Consider the following 14,933-nt stretch of genomic DNA (forward strand, 5'->3'; position numbering starts at 1 on the left):
GCCCATTCACCCGTTCTCTGGTCATTGACACATGGAGATCGATTGTCATGTTTCTACGCACTGGCCTGATTGGCCTTTCCTTGCTGGCTACCAGCGCTGTCGCCGAAGGAAACTTTCCCCTAACCATCGAAAACTGCGGTCACTCGGTCACGTTTGACGCTCCGGTGACGTCGTCAGTCACGGTCGGCCAGGCCGCGACCGAGGTGCTTTATGCGCTGGGGTTGGGCGAACAGGTTCTTGGAACCTCGGTCTGGTTCAACGAGGTGCTGCCTGAATATGCCGAGGTGAATGCCAAGGTAGAGCGTCTGGCAGATAATGATCCCAGCTTTGAAAGCGTGGTTGCCAAGCGGCCGGGACTGGTCGCAGCGCAATATGAATGGCATGTCGGGCCCGAGGGCATCGTCGCCACGCGTGAGCAATTTCACGAACTGGGTATTCCAACTTACGTGATGCCTGCGGATTGCGTCGGCAAAGACAATACGGTCGGCGGCGATGGCACCCGCCTGCAAGCGTTCTCGACCGATACGCTGTATCAGGGTATCGAAGAACTGGCGGCAGCCTTTGATGTGTCCGAACGCGGCACGGACCTGGTTGTTGAGTATAAGGCCCGCGAAGCCGCAGCCGTCGCCAAGGCGCAAGCCGTGAAGCTGGACGACGTGTCAGCCGTGTTCTGGTTTTCCTCTCCTGAAATGGAAAGCGATCCGTTTGTGGCCGGACAAAAAGGCGCACCGGGATACATGATGAGCACATTGGGCATCCGCAATGTCGTCGAGACGGATGAAGAATGGCCGACAGTGGGCTGGGAAACCATTGCCAAGGCCAATCCGACAGTGATCGTGATTGCCAAGATGGACCGCCGTCGTTTTGCTGCGGACGACTACCTGAAAAAGCTGGAATTCCTGCGCGCTGATCCGGTGACCAGCCAGATGGATGCGGTCAAAAATGACCGGATCGTCATTATGGATGCGCAGGCCATGGACGCCACCATCCGCGCAATCCCGGCACTGGAGGATCTGGCCGAGAAGCTGGATACCATCGGAAACAACCTGTGAACGAGGTCGCCGCAATCTTTCGGCAGGGTTTCAAGGCTGCGTGCCTTACTGTGCCATTGTTGATTGCGGCGGTCCTTGCGGGCGCGATGATCGGGGAAACCTCGCTGTCGCCCGATTTGGTTCTGTCCGTTCTGGCCAACAAGCTGGCCGGAGCGGACCTGCCCGTCGACCCCATTGATCAGGGAATTATCTGGAGCTATCGGCTTCCTCGCGCTCTGGTCGCGGCGTCCTGCGGCGCTGGTCTGGCCGTCGCCGGGGTTGTGTTGCAGGCTTTGCTGCGAAACCCGTTGGCTGACCCTTACATTTTGGGCATTTCTGCCGGGGCCTCGACGGGTGCCGTGGCTGTTACCATCGCTGGTTTGGGCGGTGGGGTTTTGTCGCTGTCTTTTGGCGCGTTCAATGGCGCGCTTTTGGCTTTTGGTTTTGTCGCGCTACTGGCTCGTGCCGCTGGCGCAGGGGGCGGGCGGGCTGCGACGGCGCAGATCGTCTTGGCGGGAATTGCCGGGTCTCAATTGTTCAATGCGCTGACGGCGTTCGTTATTGCCAAATCCGCCAATGCCGATCAGGCGCGCGGGATTATGTTCTGGCTGATGGGAAACCTCAGCGGCGTCCGTTGGCCAGATGTGTATCTGGCCGTTCCGGTGGCACTTGCCGGTTGGCTCATTTGCCGCTTTCACGCCAGAGCACTGGATGCGTTTATTTTCGGCTCTGATTCAGCGGCCTCGCTGGGCGTTCCAGTCCGGCGGGTGCAGGCAACCCTGATCTTTGCGACCGCACTTACAACAGCTGTCATGGTCTCGATCGTCGGATCCATTGGCTTTGTCGGGCTGGTCATCCCTCATGCCGCTCGGTTCCTTGTGGGGTCGGGACATCGCAGGCTTATCCCAACAGCCGCCTTGATCGGAGCGGTCTTCCTGATCGGCGCAGATATCGTGTCGCGCATCATCATCCCGGGTCAGGTTCTGCCGATTGGGGTGGTCACCGCCCTGATCGGTGCGCCTGCCTTTGCCGTAATTCTGGTGCGCGGCCAGAGGAGCGCCCGATGAAGATCGAGGCGCAGAACCTGACATATTCCGTTCGCGGCAAGACTTTATTGTCAGACGTATCCTTTGTCGTGGAGCCCGGAGAAACGCTGGCTTTGGTCGGACCCAACGGTTCGGGTAAATCAACACTGATGCGCCTGCTGGCGGGTTTGGCACGTCCGGTTTCGGGAAAAGTCGTCATAGCGGGCCATCCCGTTTCGCACTTGTCGCGCAGACAGATTGCCCAACGGATTGCCATCGTTGAACAACATGCTGATACAGCCGAGCGTGTGACCGCACGTTCCGTGGTCGAACTGGGCCGCACGCCTTGGCTGTCGGCCTTAAGGCCCTGGCGCGCCGAAGACACCAGGCAAGTCGACAAAGCCCTGCAAACCGTGGAAATGGCCGATATGGCACACAGAGAATGGGCAACATTGTCGGGAGGAGAGCGCCAGCGGCTGCACATCGCGCGCGCTTTGGCGCAGCAACCGGGCCTTTTGCTTTTGGACGAACCGACCAACCATCTGGACATACATCATCAACTGTCGATCCTGAGCTGTGTTCGAATTCTAAAAGTGACAACGGTGATGGCACTCCACGATCTGAATCAGGCAATGGCCTGTGACCGGGTGGCTGTTTTATCAAAAGGTCAGCTGGTTTCTCTTGGCCCGCCCGAACAAGCCTTGTCTTTGGAAACCGTTTCAGAAGTTTTTGGTGTCAAAGCACAATGGGGGTTTAGTGCCGGCGGGACAGAACGGTTCCTGTCCTATCATCTGGACTGACAAGGCCGGATTTGTTCCTGCCGCCACCGGGGCTTTCAGCTAATTTTCCTGACCTTGCGGGTCAAAGCACATTGTTATCATCTCGTTGTGCTTGTAAGGACGTTGCACTGTCCGAAAGGGCCGCGCCGTGCGGGCGTGATGGAATGGTAGACATATCAGACTTAAAATCTGAAGGGCGTATGCCCGTGTGGGTTCGAGTCCCACCGCCCGCACCAGGCACTTTCGACAGGAACATTCCACCGCCCGGGTTGCGCGTCTTCGGGACCGCACATGCAGTGAAGCGCAGACTACGTCGTCATGGCGTCCTATTCATGACCCGGCCTATACCGGATACCCCAATTCCCGGATCAGCCTCCAGATATCCTGGTTCGCGGCTGAAAGCTGGTTGACGACCGCTTCGATTTCGCGAAGCGCGTCATCATCTACCGTATCCGCGCGACCCAGTTTTATATCGGTCTTGCGGTCAGCAATCCGCATCAGGATCGTTTTCGGGTTTCCGCTCTCCTGATCGAATGAATAGATGCAGTGGTTATACTTGTTTCGGATGCCCGAAAGCTTGCTGAGCCGTTGCGTGCGTTCAAGGATCGGGTCGCGAACCTGCGCGGGCCTTCCCTCCATCTTGGCAAGCCGTTCGACCAGATCAATACGCGCGCGGGTTGTGTTCAGGGTCAGGAAGATAATGACGGCCACGTCTTTCGACGTTCCGGAAAGGCCAGCGATCAGGTGGATCAACAGGCTTTCGGTGTTGGTCCACATATAGTTCAGCCTGCCAACCAGAAGGATCAGGCGATCGAACCGGGCTTCGAACGTATCAGTCAACAGCGGAGTGCTGCGCCTTGTGCGGCGCAACCTCATAATAGAAATGCGCGGCAGCGGTGCGGTTGCTGACGCCGATCTTGCCAACCACGTTGTGCATATGCAGTTTGACCGTGTGTTCCGTAATTCCCAGTTTGGCCGCGATCAACTTGTTGCTTTTGCCCTGCGAGACAAGTTGCAGGACCTGCTTCTCGCGACGCGTCAGCTTCAGATACCGCGACTTTTGATCGACTCCGTTAGGTGCGCTTGTCGCTGGACGGGCTGGGATGCCCCGCGTGCGCTGGCCCAGGAATGTGGCGCAATCGGCAAGGAAGCTGGGTAGGTACAGTTCTTCATGCATCAGCAGCCTGAGGATGGCGCGCCAGGCATCGGGCGCCACATTCATCGGCAGAAATCCAACTTCGCCGAACTGCGCGCGATCCCAGGATTCAAACATGTGCCGGGCCGATTCTTCTTTGCGATAGGCAAATGCGAGACAGCCGGATCCCGTACTTTTGGTATAGGCCATAGGTCGCGCCAACAGGTCTTCAAGCATCATCTGGTCAACAACAATAATCTTGCTGCAACCGGGTGTGCGGCCGTTCATGGATTCGATGGTTTCGAACCGCTGAGCGCGAACCCCGAATTCAGTTTGAACGCTTCTTAGGGTCTGATTGGAGTAGAATAATTCTTTTCCAATAAAGACAACCGAAAAATCTTCTGAATAAAGATCCTGATTGGCAGTTTCTTCTATCAATGACGCACTCATCACATTCCCTCGCAAACAGGGTCAACCAAAAACGCTAATTTGAATTCTGGCGGTCTAAAATAGTTAACTAATCAAATAGGTAATTAACTTTTATTATACTCGAAAGCATGGTTTCCCACAACCGGGAGGAGTTGTTCAATGGCCTGCGTCATAGAACTTTCGGTTAGGTTTTCGCTTTGATTTTTGTGCAACCGGCGGAAACAATTGAATTATTTTGTTGCGATTTTTTGTGGGTGGGTCTTGCGGGGTAGACGTGCGCAAACTGTGGTGTGTTCTAAAAGTAAGTAATAAAAACAAGGTGGTAACTACCTCAAAACTTTCGACTAGCTAGGCGAGGGCGTGCGTCGCTGCGAACATGGCTGGGCTTCAATTGTCGAAGCGCCTGTCCCTGTCGCGCCGGTCATTGCGTATTTTAGCAAGCTTCATGAACCGCCGCGCTTTCGGCTTAGCCGGGAAAGGAGGTGGCCATTTAGAAACTTCCACTGACCGCATTCAGCGCGTTTATGCGCTGCGCGGATATTTTTGTTTCAACCTCGCCTGATGCCGCTTTTTAGATGAATGGCGGTCTGGCGTTCCAGAAATAGGAATTTGTCATGAGACGTAATGTGAATAATACAAACGTAACGACCGTCGACGAAATTAATGTCGAGAACCTGGAAGCTCCGGTTAATGTCGAAATCCCGATTGATGAGGCGTTTGTCGAAGCCGACCTGACTGCTCAACAGCAACAGCAGGACCAGACTGTCGAAAACTCCAACGATCAGGGTCAGGACCAAAATCAAGGCCAGGACCAAGGTCAAGATCAGGGCCAGGACCAAGGTCAAGATCAGGGCCAGGATCAGGATCAAGGTCAGGATCAGGACCAGACGCTCAATGCCGGAGATAACACCAACGACAATTCGAACAGCAATGCGATCAATATCGACTTTGGTGGCGGAGAGTGGATTCCGCGCGATGACGATCAGGTTGATTTGGACTTCGGAGATAACGCGTCGGTTGGCGACGTAATAACTGCAGGCCGTGATCTGAACTATGATCCTGGCGATGACATGAATGTCGATATCTCAATGGATGGTGCGGGAACCGCGATGGCGGCCGTCAACAGTCAGGTGGCTAGCCTGAGCGATGACGACACGCTGGAATCGGCGTCAGTTTCGAACAATTCCGGTTTCTATCAGAATGGTAGCGCCTATGGCGGTACCGCCAACGCTGAAGAAGGTATCGGCGTCAAGTCCAACGGTGGAGATTCGGGCGACGGTGGTACCAGCTATGGTGGTTCGGCAGACTCGACCACGCTGGGCAGCCATGCGTTTGGTGCCGGTGGCGATACCGGCAGCGCCGACGCGGATTCGAGTGGCGGCGCAGGTGGTGATACCGGTGACGCAAATAACGCCAGCATTGGTGTCGGCCTGTCCGGCGCAGGGGCTGACGGTGACAGCACCGGCGGCGACGGCGGCGACGCTGACAGTTCGTCTTCTGCTGACAACGACGGCAGCACAAGCGTTGACGGTGACGGAACCGGCGGTAACGGCGGAAGCGCAGATTCGTTTGGTCTGGGACTGGGCCTTGGTCTGTCTGGCTCGAATGCCTCGGGTAGCGCCGATGGCGGCGACAGCGATTCCGACTCGAGCGGCACGGGCTTTGGTCTGGCCGGCAATGACGTAGACGCCGAAGGTTCCGACGGTGGTGACGGCAGCGCTTCGACAGACGGTTCGTCGTCGAATTCCAGTGACAGCACAACCGAAGCCAATGATGCGACTGCCGGCAGCAACGCAGCAGAGGGCAGCGCTGACAGTGGTGCAGACAGCTCGGCTGATGGAACTGGCGGACCTGGCACCGGCGGTGAAGGCTCTGGCGGCGAAGGGACCGGTGGTGAAGGATCCGGTGGCGACGGCACGGGCGGTGACGGTACCGGCGGTGACGGTGAAGGCGGATTTGCCGCTATGGTCGAAGCTGCAATCATGGCCCTGCAGGAAGAGCTTGGCATGGTTGATGCCGAAGCGGGCGAAGGCGGTGACGGAACTGGCGGTGACGGAACTGGTGGCGATGGTTCGGGCGGCGATGGCTCTGGTGGCGATGGCTCAGGCGGTGACGGTTCGGGCGGCGATGGTTCCGGTGGAACTGCCGACGCGGATTCGGATGCGCAGGGTGTTGGCGACCAGTCCGCAAGCGGGCCTGATATCAACCAAAGCCCAGGTGACGTGAACGGTGCATCCAGCAATTCGCAGAACACGGATGGCAGCGGTGGTGATGGCGGATCAAATTCGGCCAACGGCACAGCGGACGCAGCGGGTTCTGGTACGTCTGCAGCAGACGGTGACGGCGGAGCAGGCGGCACAACGACGCCCACATCCACGTCTTCGGGCAACGGTGCCGGATCTGCTGATGCGGCCAATACCGCCGGTGATGGCGGAGCGGCGGATGTATTCGGTGATGCCGATACAAACGGAGCCGCCGACAGCCTGGCTGAAGCAATCGCCGGATACGGTGGTTCGGGCATGTCCGATAACGATGCCACATCGACCGGTTCGGGCGATGCGACCGGTGCGGCCAGTTCAGGTGCGAGTGGTGCCGGTGGCGCGTCCGCCGCAAATGGCGGAGCCAGCGGATACTCGACCGGTACAGCCATGTCCGGTGACACCATGGGTGGAACCATCACGGGCGGCAGCGCGGCTGGTGCCTATTCGGGTGACGGGGGTGCAGGCGGCAACGCTGGCAACTGGGGCTCGAACAACGGTGGTGATGGTATCGTGACCGGCGAGTCCTATGCCTCGGCAGCGGCTGTTGTCGACACCTCGGCCTTTAACCAGTCGATCGTCATGGGCGCCAACGTGCTTGGCAACTCGGTCGACACGACCATGGTCGGTGGTTCGATGACCTCGTCCTACGCAAGCGACGACAACGACGCATAAGTCATAAGGCGAGGCCCGCATTATCGGGCCTCGCTATTTTCGAAAATGCCGGGGCCGCGAGCAGTGGCCCCGGCCCAACTGAACCCAAAGCGGAAATTCTGGCCGGTGCGGGTGAAAAAGGATGACCGACATGGCCCTTGACGCAATTACGGAAACGATAGCGCATTTTGTTGGAGCATTTGAACTTACGATCGAACAAGCCCGGCTGCGGGACCAGTATGACGAATTCACCGCCCTGAGGCGAAAAGCCGAAATTGACGGGCTGGACGATCCTGCTGTGATCCACATCAGGGCCGACCTTGATATCCCGGTGGGCGAGTACAAGCTCCTCCCATACAATTTTGCCCCACCTCAACCTAACCTGCCGCTACCAGACGCGCCGAAGGGGCCTGTGCATGAATCGGTGATTATCCTTGGTGGAGATGGACCGGTTTCCGAGCGTTTTGTCCCGGACGACACGATTGGACCATCATCCGTTCCCACACTCGTCATTCTGCAGCCGGACAACGTGCCGTTGGGGTCTGCGGTAAGTTACACCATGCAAAAGGTTTTCCTGCGTGACAACGATACGGTGGGCGAGGGTGAATTTCGCGACACGGATGCGCTGATCGCGAAAGGTGAGCAGTTGCTGGACATGGCGTTGTCCCTTCATGCCGTGGCAAGCCCGTCATTTTCACTCGCGGACTACCAGTCAATCGAGATGGTCGAGGCACTGGCCGAACAGATGCTGAATCCGATGAACGGGGATGTGGATGGCGTCACCGTGTATCAGTTCCATGGCGATGATGCCCTGGGTGTGATCGTCAATGGCGAGCACATGGCCGAAGCACCTGAATGGACCGACCTGCTGCCCGCTTTCCATCAGCCGGATGAGGCGACTGGCGATGAAGCGGAAACGCCGTTGCCTGCCGAATGGGATCAGTCCAGGGATCCCGATTTTGACGACGGGCATCTGGTGGTGACCGGTGGCAACCTGGCGATCAATGCAGTGTCCGCGACAATTGGTTGGGTGGATGCTCCGTACATTGTTGTAGGCGGGCAGGCTGTCAATCTGACGGTCATCAGTCAGGTCGCGCTTGTTTCCGATTGGGACGTGGGTGCCATGAATGCCGGAAGCGGTACCAACCTGGTTCAGTCTTCGGTGATCGAAGTCGAAGGCAAAGAGGCCGCCTGGCTGGACAACGCCGACGGAACAGGCGGCCAGCCCGCATATGTTGTTGTGGACTGGGTTCACGGCGATCTGGTGGTCGCGAATTTCATCAACCAGCTTATTGACGCTACCGATATCGATCACATTCAAACCGAAATTTCAGCTACATCCACGCTTTACGCGCTGGGCGACAACGAAATGTACAATGTCGCCGATATCGTGCAGCTGGGTAGCTATTACGATCTGATCATGATCGGCGGAAACATGATCTCAGTCGATATGCTGGTTCAGTCCATGGCCCTTATGGATGACGACATCATCAACGGTGGAGTACCCGCGTCGATGATGGACGGTGATGAAAACCTGCTCATGAATGACGCGTCGGTCAAAACGATCGGCAAGGACGTTCACCAGGATATGCAACAGAATATGGCTGACGCGCTGGCCATACAGGAAATGGACATGGGCGCGTTGGAAGACGTGCTTCTGAATGATCCGATGTTCGCCGGGATGGAGCAGTTGCGCGTCCTCAAGATCGACGGAGATCTTATGCAGGTGAACATCGTCAATCAGGTCACGATGATGCTGGATCAGGATGATATTGACCTGTCGGGCCCGAATGCTGCCGGGGCCGAGGTTGTCGCGGGCAGCAATGCCATGCTGAACTCCGCGCATCTGACCAAGATGGGTGTGGACTCGACAGTCATGGCAGGTGACGGTTCGTATTCCGATCTGCTGCTGCATCAGGCCAGCCTGATCGACATGCCGGACAACGACGAGATTACCGCGATGACCAATGAGGCAATTGCCGCCATCTTGGGTGACATGACCGTCGCGCAACCGGATGCGGCCCTGGCGCTGAATGCCCCGGCTCTTGATGCAACAACACCTGACGACGGCCTGCAAACCATGCTGGCCTGACCCCCCCAAGAATTTTACCGAGTGACCAGAAGGTTTCTAAATGTCGTTTGTTTTTTCGTCGCGCCGCCATCCTTTATCCAGCCCGCTGGACAGGCAAGGCGGGTTGGGTCTGAAGCGTCAGGGTACCGAGCCGGGGGCAGATCCTGCACAACGGGCCACAGGTGTCACTACCCGACTGCATCTGACGCAGGAGTTCCGAGTGCCTGAACCAGATCAAACCCGGCCGGTCGAAAACGATACGTTGAAACCGGCCAAAGACCAGAAACACTCATGTGAACAAACGCGCGCTGAACCTCCCCATCGGCGTGCGCCGCCGCAGCCCGTGCAAGACAAGGACATTGCGGGCGGTGGTGACGGGGTGGCTGATGCTGACGGCCCGGATCACGCAACCGCGGACGAAACGACAGCGCGCAAGACCCCCTCTGCGCGCACGTCCGGCGCGGATCACATGGGCGCGACGATCGAGGCCAAGGCAAACCAGCCACTGTTGCGGACAAATTCCGGCGGCGGTGACGGGAACGGGCCACCCCAAACCTTTCACAAGCGCACCCCGCCCGAGGATTTCCAGCGCACATTGCGGGATTCGATCCGGGCGATCCGGCGTAACCTGGCATTTGTTCTGGTGCTGACCTGCGCGACCAATATTCTGATCCTGTCGATCCCGATCTACCTGTTTCAGATCAGTGACAGGGTTCTGACCAGCCGGTCCTTGGATACGCTGATCATGTTGACGGCGATCGTCGCCGGGGCTGTGATTTTTCAGTCTGCATTTGATGCGGTGCGGCGGTTTACGCTGATGCGAACCGGTGTCGAGGTTGCCGTTCGTTTGGGTGCACCGGTGCTTAGTGCGGCTGCGCACGCGTCGTTGCACGGAAACGGGCGCGAATATCAGACTCTTGGCGATTTGCAGCAACTGCGCGGTTTTCTGGTTTCGGGCACTTTGATTTCGTTTCTGGACGTGCCATTCGCCCCTCTGTTCATTCTGATGATCTTTCTCGTGCACCCGCAACTGGGCATGATTGTCGTGGTGACGGCGCTGATCCTGATGACGATTGCGCTGATCAACCAGAAAATGACAGCCAAACCCTTTGCCGAGGCGAACAAAGCGCAGTCCATGGCGAACCTGCATCTGGATTCCATGTCGCGCAACAGCCAGATCATCAACGCCTTGGCCATGATCCCCGAGGCGGTGCGGATCTGGGGGCGGGACACGGCCCAATCCCTGACCTGGCAGGTACGCGCGCAGGACCGTAACGTGATCTTCGCGGCGATCTCGCGCGCTGTTCGTCTGCTGACACAGATTGGCATTTTGGGATGGGGCGCATTTCTTGCACTGCAGGGAGAGATTACCGGCGGCATGGTGATCGCGGCCTCGATCATTGCCGGGCGCGCCTTTGCGCCCATCGAAGGTTCGATTGAGGGGTGGAACAGTTACCTGTTGACGCGCGCGGCCTATGGGCGGATCAAGGCGCTGCTGTCAACCTCGGCCCTGCAACATGAGAAGTTGCGCCTGCCGCGACCCGAAGGCCGGTTGGATGTGGAGCGGTTGCTTTATGTCCCCGGCGGAACCAAACGTGTGGTTCTGAACGGGATTACCTTTTCACTCATCCCCGGTGAAACACTGGCGATTATCGGCAATTCCGGTGCGGGCAAAACCACCTTGGGCAAGACCCTTGTCGGGTCCGTTCTGCCCACGTCGGGAAGTGTGCGGCTGGACCTGATGGATATCCGCAACTGGGACCCGCGCCAGTTCGGCGAAAGCATCGGTTATCTGCCACAGGATGTGCAGCTGTTCCCCGGAACCATCAAGGACAATATCGGCCGGATGCGAGCCGATGCCACGGACGAACAGATCCACGACGCCGCTGTACTGGCTGATGTACACAACATGATCGCGACCCTGCCGCAGGGGTATGAGACCGTGGTGGCCGCTGATGGATCACCTTTATCGGGCGGACAGAAACAACGCATTGCGCTGGCGCGGGCGTTTTTTGGAAATCCACGAATGGTGGTGCTGGACGAGCCGAACTCGAACCTTGACGTTGCTGGGGACAAAGCCTTGGCGCGCGCCATTGAACAGGCGCGTGAAAGCAAGATCACCGTGGTCGTCATCACGCAGAAACCAACGCTGCTGAACGTGGTCGACAAGATCATGTTGCTGACCGATGGGCGCGTCGCTCTGTTCGGTCAGCGCGAGCAGGTTCTTCAGCAGATCAACGGGCCGCGCAAACGGACCGGAATTGAAGGGCAACAGGGAGGCTGACCATGAATGACCTCGTACCCGTAAAACACTCTGCCGGTGAACCTGACGTCTGGTATGCAGAAGTTCCACGCTCGATCAACCGCTTCATTGTTATCGGTATAATCATGCTGGTCGTCTGTTTTGGCGGTTTCGGAGTGTGGTCCTTCAGTGCTCCGCTGGCGGCGGCGGTCATCGCGCAGGGCAGTTTTGTCGCCACTGGGCGCAACAAGATTGTCCAGCACCTTGAAGGCGGGATCATCGAAGACATCAAGGTCACCGAAGGGCAATCGGTTCAGGCAGGTCAGGTGCTGATGACGCTGGATCAGACCTCGGCCCAGGCCAATGAGCGCGAGCTGTTCATCCGCAAATTGCGCTTGCAGGCGATGACCGAGCGGTTGCTGGCGGAATATGGGGAACGGGATCGTCTGGTTTTTACACCAGATCTGGTCGAGGCCTCTAAAGACGTGGAAGTCATGGCCATTCTCGACGGTCAAATGCTCAGCTTTGATGTGTCGCGCAAGACCTTGCTGAATGATGTGGCGCTATTGGAACGCAACATGGAAGCATTGAAAATCCGGGCAAGTGGCTTTGAAGCTCAATTGGAAAGCATGGCCACACGTGCCGAAATCTTGCAGGAGGAATACGAGTCCAAGAACCAGCTTTTCCAGAAAGGGCTGGTTCGGAAGGGCGAATTGAACACGATCCGGCGTGTGCAGGCCGAAGCCGAAGGGCAGCAGGCGCGGTTGCAGGCGGAGGCCGCTGAAATCAATCAGATGCTTCTGAAATACCAGGAGCAGATTACGCGCACCCGATCCGCCTATCGCGAGGCTGCACTGGATGAATTGGGCGTGGTCGAGGCCGATCTGGAAAGCGTGCGCGAAAAATCCCGTCAGGCCCGCAATGTTCTGGACCGGGCCGTGGTGCGGGCGCCTGTGACCGGGACGGTAGTTCGTCTGCATTACCATACGCCGGGTGGCGTAATCGAAACGGGTGAACCCATTGCGGAAATCCTGCCCGCTGATGCGCCCTTGATTATTGAGGCGCAAATCCCACGCACCGAGATTGATAGTGTGGTAACCGGGCAGACCGCCTCGGTCCGCCTGATCGCGCTCAATCAGCGCACAACACCGGTTCTGTACGGGGAAGTCTTTTATATCTCAGCCGACGCGCTGCTTGAAGAGGCGGCAGGCGTTCCAAAAGAGGTTTATCTGGCGCGCATCTCACTTACCCCGGACGAACTGCACCGGGTCAGCGGCTTTGTTCCAACCCCCGGCATGCCCGCGGAAATCATGATCCAAACCGAAGAACGAACTTTTGCGGCCTATATCGCCAAACCTGTGTCGGACAGCATGTCGCGCGCGTTTCGCGAGCAATAACCTAGGTGCCTAAGGCCGTTGGTTCATCTACCTCAAGTCGCGTTCTGATCCTTTTGGGAAAAGCGTGAAAGTGAGGGTGTGTACTTTTGACGGCGAAAGACTTGGGATATCACAAGCTCCACACCCTTGGCGGTCTGGCGGATCGGATCAACGGTAGTCACGAAATCACAGGTTCATGAAGCGTCAGATTTCCGCATCTGATGCAAATCAATGCAAAACACATTCGAATTGAGACATGTTTGGCCGGAACTCATCATAAGTAACACCCGACCATGTTTCGCCTTGCCGCCATGCTGTATTCACTGATCGCCACTGCTATTTCTGGTTCTGCCGTAATCGCTGTGCTGTCTGCGGGATTGGTTTCCGTCAGCGCAATTGTCGGTGCCGCAGTTGCTGGGGCGATGATCGCTGCTCCGGTGTCTTGGATGGTGGCCCAGCGGCTATACCGGGGCGCCTGATCAGGCGTTCAGGAACGCCCGGACCGCCGCCTCGAATTCACGTGGCTTTTCGGCGTGCAGCCAATGCCCGGCTCCGGGTATTTTGGCAAAACGCGCGCCGGAAAACAGCGAGCGGATTGCAGGGCGGTGTTCTGGCAGGACATAATCCGACGCCCCGCCCGACAGGAACAGGGCGGGACCATCCCATGTGGCGTCCAATTTGGGGAAGCCCATGATCTTTGGCATCTCGGCTGCAAGAACATCCAGATTAAGCAGCCATCGTTTTCCCTTGATATCCAGCGATTGGGTGAAAAAGCTTTGCAACGCTTTTTCAACGCCTTGATCGGCCAGTTGCATTTCCGCATCCGACCGGCGGGTGATGCGCGAAAAATCAACAGCCCGCATGGCTTCGATGAACTGGATTTGGCTGTGCGCGTATTGCACCGGCGCGATGTCGGCGACCACCAGCTTGTTTACCAACCCATTGTGCCGCAGAGCCAACGTCATGGCAGCCTTTCCGCCCATGGAATGTCCAAGAACATCCGCCACGCCGCCGATCTGTTCTATGACTTCGGCGATATCCTGTGCCAGATGGGGATAATCATGGCTCGGGTCCCACATGCTGTAGGCATGGTTGCGCATGTCCACCGCCACAACCTGCCGTTCGTCTGAAAGTCTTTTGGCAATGACGCCCCAGTTCCGAGCAGATCCGTAAAGGCCGTGTGCTATAACCAGTGGGGGGCGGGCGGTCGGTTCGCCATGTACAATCGTGTTCAGCATAGCTTGCGTGATACAAGCGCCAACAGCGGATCACCAGCCCCATTGTAGGTCTTTGTGGCGCAGGTTAGATTGCTGCGGCAGGAGAGAGCCCATGCCTCAGGACCCAGACATTCAGACCCGGATCGCCGAGACAGTGGCCTTGCTGCGTGCCAAGCTTGGCGTGCGCGACAAGACGCTAGAGGCATCCATTCGCAAGGCAAAACGACGGCTGCCGCGCCGGGTGTACCGACAGGCCATGATGCTTGCCCGCTCCGAGGCGATGGCATCGCACCCGAAGATGCGGCTTATTCTGGATACCCCCAAGCTCGTCAGGGCGTCGGATGTGGTGCAGGACCATCTGGGAAGCATCAATCTTGCGGATCGCAGATGGGGCTGGTTCCTTGGTTTGCTGGGGGGGCTGGCTTTCAACCTGTTGGCTCTGACAGCGCTACTGCTTGTCTTTCTGTGGTGGCGCGATTTGATCTGACTTTCAGAAGGCTGCCAAGCTGACGCTTAGCCTGATCTCCTTGTGTCGAGGCGATCGCTCAAACAACAAAAAAACGGCGCCTTAAGAGCGTCGTTTTCTTTTCTTTTTAAACGCTTACAGGTTTGGGTATATGGGGAAACGGTTGCAGAGGTCAGCGACCTGGGCGCGGACGCGGGCTTCGACTTCGGCGTTGCCGTCTTCGCCGTTGGCAGCCAGGCCGTCGACCACT

13 protein-coding genes and 1 tRNA gene are annotated in these 14,933 nt (G+C 57.6%); 11 read left to right on the forward strand and 3 right to left on the reverse strand.

The genetic code is table 11. The features are described from left to right. The first annotated feature begins 47 nt into the window (after positions 1-47). The 4 genes from I9182_RS19720 to I9182_RS19735 all read left to right on the forward strand — a co-directional run bounded on the left by I9182_RS19720 (position 48) and on the right by I9182_RS19735 (position 3,071). Positions 48-1,052, forward strand: coding sequence for an ABC transporter substrate-binding protein (locus I9182_RS19720; protein WP_209599407.1), 1,005 nt, complete (start codon positions 48-50; stop codon positions 1,050-1,052). Between the two features lie 14 nt (positions 1,053-1,066). After that, the gene (locus tag I9182_RS19725) at positions 1,067-2,098 is read left to right on the forward strand and encodes an iron ABC transporter permease (protein ID WP_348540356.1); all 1,032 of its coding nucleotides are present in this window, start codon (positions 1,067-1,069) and stop codon (positions 2,096-2,098) included. Next, positions 2,095-2,856, forward strand: a complete 762-nt coding sequence (locus tag I9182_RS19730; protein ID WP_209599408.1) for an ABC transporter ATP-binding protein — start codon at positions 2,095-2,097, stop codon at positions 2,854-2,856. The genes I9182_RS19725 and I9182_RS19730 overlap by 4 nt, the downstream gene beginning before the upstream one ends. A gap of 129 nt (positions 2,857-2,985) precedes the next feature. Next, positions 2,986-3,071: transfer RNA gene (locus tag I9182_RS19735), tRNA-Leu, on the forward strand. Positions 3,072-3,177: 106 nt separating this feature from the next. Here I9182_RS19735 and I9182_RS19740 read toward each other — a convergent pair. Then, positions 3,178-3,675, reverse strand: a complete 498-nt coding sequence (locus I9182_RS19740) for a hypothetical protein (RefSeq protein ID WP_245220737.1) — start codon at positions 3,673-3,675, stop codon at positions 3,178-3,180. Beyond that, positions 3,668-4,420: a response regulator transcription factor gene (locus I9182_RS19745; RefSeq protein ID WP_245222758.1), complete on the reverse strand. Its 753-nt coding sequence runs from the start codon at positions 4,418-4,420 to the stop codon at positions 3,668-3,670. Before I9182_RS19745 ends, I9182_RS19740 begins: the two co-directional genes overlap by 8 nt. A gap of 355 nt (positions 4,421-4,775) precedes the next feature. On the opposite strand from I9182_RS19745, the gene I9182_RS19750 reads away from it, so the two are divergent. The 6 genes from I9182_RS19750 to I9182_RS19775 all read left to right on the forward strand — a co-directional run bounded on the left by I9182_RS19750 (position 4,776) and on the right by I9182_RS19775 (position 13,479). After that, complete coding sequence (locus I9182_RS19750) at positions 4,776-4,961, forward strand: hypothetical protein (protein ID WP_209599409.1); 186 nt, start codon at positions 4,776-4,778, stop codon at positions 4,959-4,961. 64 nt (positions 4,962-5,025) lie between these two features. After that, on the forward strand, positions 5,026-7,332 hold the full coding sequence (locus I9182_RS19755) for a hypothetical protein (RefSeq protein ID WP_348540415.1): 2,307 nt from the start codon (positions 5,026-5,028) through the stop codon (positions 7,330-7,332). A 130-nt stretch (positions 7,333-7,462) separates the two neighbouring features. Continuing rightward, positions 7,463-9,403, forward strand: coding sequence for a type I secretion protein (locus I9182_RS19760; RefSeq protein ID WP_209599411.1), 1,941 nt, complete (start codon positions 7,463-7,465; stop codon positions 9,401-9,403). Between the two features lie 40 nt (positions 9,404-9,443). After that, positions 9,444-11,666, forward strand: a complete 2,223-nt coding sequence (locus I9182_RS19765; protein WP_209599412.1) for a type I secretion system permease/ATPase — start codon at positions 9,444-9,446, stop codon at positions 11,664-11,666. 2 nt (positions 11,667-11,668) lie between these two features. Continuing rightward, on the forward strand, positions 11,669-13,021 hold the full coding sequence (locus I9182_RS19770; protein ID WP_209599413.1) for an HlyD family type I secretion periplasmic adaptor subunit: 1,353 nt from the start codon (positions 11,669-11,671) through the stop codon (positions 13,019-13,021). 272 nt (positions 13,022-13,293) lie between these two features. Further along, on the forward strand, positions 13,294-13,479 hold the full coding sequence (locus I9182_RS19775; protein ID WP_209508001.1) for a hypothetical protein: 186 nt from the start codon (positions 13,294-13,296) through the stop codon (positions 13,477-13,479). On the opposite strand, the gene I9182_RS19780 is transcribed toward I9182_RS19775, so the two are convergent. Beyond that, positions 13,480-14,238, reverse strand: a complete 759-nt coding sequence (locus I9182_RS19780; RefSeq protein ID WP_209599414.1) for an alpha/beta fold hydrolase — start codon at positions 14,236-14,238, stop codon at positions 13,480-13,482. A 91-nt stretch (positions 14,239-14,329) separates the two neighbouring features. On the opposite strand from I9182_RS19780, the gene I9182_RS19785 reads away from it, so the two are divergent. Beyond that, positions 14,330-14,704 carry a hypothetical protein gene (locus I9182_RS19785; protein WP_209599415.1) on the forward strand — a complete coding sequence of 125 codons (375 nt, stop codon included), beginning with the start codon at positions 14,330-14,332 and terminating at the stop codon, positions 14,702-14,704. Positions 14,705-14,933: the final 229 nt, after the last annotated feature.

The sequence above is a fragment of the Ruegeria sp. HKCCSP351 genome (assembly GCF_017872535.1).
GTDB lineage: Bacteria > Pseudomonadota > Alphaproteobacteria > Rhodobacterales > Rhodobacteraceae > Ruegeria.